This is a genomic window from Collinsella sp. AM13-34 (assembly GCF_003473055.1).
Classification (GTDB): domain Bacteria; phylum Actinomycetota; class Coriobacteriia; order Coriobacteriales; family Coriobacteriaceae; genus Collinsella.
On record NZ_QRLE01000023.1, the window covers coordinates 1 to 2338 of the forward strand.

The 2338-nt window shown below is 60.1% G+C and carries 4 protein-coding genes; all 4 read right to left on the bottom strand.

Features of this window, described 5'->3' with window-relative positions:
• The coding region (locus DW151_RS08860; RefSeq protein WP_147349536.1) for a PTS sugar transporter subunit IIC at positions 1–575 on the bottom strand (575 nt) is incomplete at its 3' end.
• 58 nt (positions 576–633) lie between these two features.
• Positions 634–1116 (bottom strand): PTS sugar transporter subunit IIB, encoded by a 483-nt coding sequence (locus tag DW151_RS08865; protein WP_117565058.1) that lies wholly within the window; start codon positions 1114–1116, stop codon positions 634–636.
• Positions 1117–1173: 57 nt separating this feature from the next.
• Entirely contained in the window at positions 1174–1593 is a 420-nt protein-coding gene (locus DW151_RS08870) for a PTS sugar transporter subunit IIA (protein WP_117565057.1), read from the bottom strand.
• Positions 1594–1639: 46 nt separating this feature from the next.
• Positions 1640–2338 (bottom strand): SIS domain-containing protein (locus DW151_RS10780; protein ID WP_233543382.1); only part of this gene is annotated, 699 nt, incomplete at its 5' end.

Genomic DNA, 2338 nt, shown 5'->3' on the forward strand with positions numbered 1-2338 from the left:
ATGGCGAAGCCCATGGCCGGCAGGATGTTGGCGGCAACGCCAAAGCCAGCAAGGACAAAGGGCGGGATGAAGTCGAGCATGCCCTGGATGGCGTCAGCACCCAGATAGAACGACAGCGAGCACAGCAGGAACGCCATGATGATACCGGTCAAACCGATCAGGAAGTGCATCGCATAGACACCCTTAAGGTTGCCCTGGCCGGAGAAGACATCAGCGCGGTCAACCAGAATCGGCAGGGCGGCGTTGAGGATGTTCTTGATGGCAAGGCACAGCGTGGCGATGGGCATAGCGAGCGCGATGGCTGCCTCGGTGCTCTGGCCCAACTGGATAGCGAAGGCGCAGGCGAGCACGCCGCCGATCGTCTCATCAGGCGGCACGTAGGCGCCGATGGAGATCGAGCCCATGAACAGAAGCTCCAGGCTGGCGCCGATCGCGAGGCCGGACTGCAGGTCCCCCAGCACCAGGCCCACGAGCGGGCACAGGACGATGGGGCGGAACGCATAGAGCGTACCGAGCTGGAAGTCGAACTTACCAAATGCGGCGATAAGTCCGATGAGGATTGCTTGGGTAAGCATATATCCCCCTTTCCTAATAGGACACTACGAAGAGCTCAGACTCTTCGAAATTGAACGCCTAGAGCACGCTTGCGCAGTCAACCTTGGGGTCATCGGCCAGAGGACGGATCTCGACCTCGACGCCGTTGTTCAGCATCTCACGCACATCGGCCTCCTCGGCTGCAGTCAGGAAGATCTGACGAGAGACCTGACGAGCATCGGGGCGCTTCTCGTCCTTGGGCTTGGTGTTGCCCAGGTTGACCGACTTGATCTGCGGGCAGCCTTCAACAAGCTGCTTTGCCTCAGCGATGGTGGCGACACAGATAATCATCTTGTATTTGTCAGTCACACCCGAGTTAATGGCCTCGATGGCATTCGCCATATCCTTGATGACGAGCTTGCAGCCGGCAGGCTTGCCCATCTTGAGCGTCGTCTTCCACACCGGGTCGTTGGCGACCTTATCGCCCACGCAGAAGATGCAGTTGGAGCCAAGGCCCTGGACCCAAGAGACCGCGACCTGGCCATGAAGCAGGCGATGGTCGACGCGAAGTAGCTGAATCATAATGTGACCCCCCAAAGGTCTTGTGCCGTCTTACGGCGTGTCAGTAGGTGCTGCGGATTAGAACTCTTCTTCCTCTTCGTCATCGACCAAAAGATCGTTGACAAACTTCACGCGCGTATCGTCCGCAGCGACGATGGCGCGAATCGTCTCCTCAACCGGCGCCGACTCGTCAGAAAACAGCAGCTGGATAAGCAGAGGAAGGTTCATGTTGGTAACGAGGTACGTGCGGGGACGCGTCTGGACGATCTTGGTGAACTCGTTGTTGACGCTGCCGCCAAAGAGGTCGGTGCAGACAACGACATCATCGTCGGCAGCCATGCCTGCCAGCAGTTTTTGGGCCTCCTCGGCCACGTCCATGCGGTCATCGACGAACATCGAAAGATCGTGGACGTTGTCGCGAGCGCCCGAGAGCAGCTCGACACTCTCCTTGATGCCGGTAGCGAAGTGCGCATGGCTGGCGATGATGTACTGCCTCATTCTGTGTTCCTCTCAATAGCCCGGCGCGTTCCCGCACCCGTTTTCTTTAGTAGTCGAACTGGTGATAGTAGCGACGATACTTGAGGTTGTGCTTGGTGACCGTCTCGTAGTAGCGAGCCAGGCGGTCGGTAACGAGCACCGTCAGAATCCACGGAGACACGATGACGCGGAACTCGTCGTCAAGGCCGGGGATCGCGAACTCGGCGGTGTCGATGATGTTGATGTCGGTGTCGCCGGTCACACCGCGGGTCAGGAAGGCGCGGACGCGCTCGTCGAGCTTGCGGTTCTCGTCCTCGCCCATGAACAGGAAGACCGGGACGCCGGGCTCCACGAGCTCGAGGGTGCCGTGGAAGAAGTCGGCCGAGGTGATGTAGCGGGTGCGCTTCCACTGCATCTCCTCCAGGATGCACATCGAGAACAGGATGGTCTCGCCCCACAGGGCGCCGGAGCCGATGAACATGGTGTAGGGGGCCAGGGCGTACTTCTTGGCGAGCTCCTCGGCGCGCGGCTCGAAGCGCTTGCGGATATCGAGCATGTCCTTCCAGATGTCCTTGGTCTGCTCGATAAACAGATCGAACTTGGGGAAGCAGCCGCGGCGGTTGAGCAGGCGCAGGCCGAAGCAGTCGGCGAGGTAGTAGCCCTTCTCGCAGCCGCCCGAACCATGGTCAGAAGCCATGGCGACGCAGTTCTCGGCGCCGACAGCCTGGCCGATGGGGCCCTCGGGCTTGGTCATGGCGTAGACGCG

Excerpts from the sequence above, each read along its gene's own strand:
- DW151_RS08865 (WP_117565058.1), bottom strand. The coding sequence starts at position 1,116 with ATGATTCAGCTACTTCGCGTCGACCATCGCCTGCTTCATGGCCAGGTC.
- DW151_RS08870 (WP_117565057.1), bottom strand. The coding sequence starts at position 1,593 with ATGAGGCAGTACATCATCGCCAGCCATGCGCACTTCGCTACCGGCATC.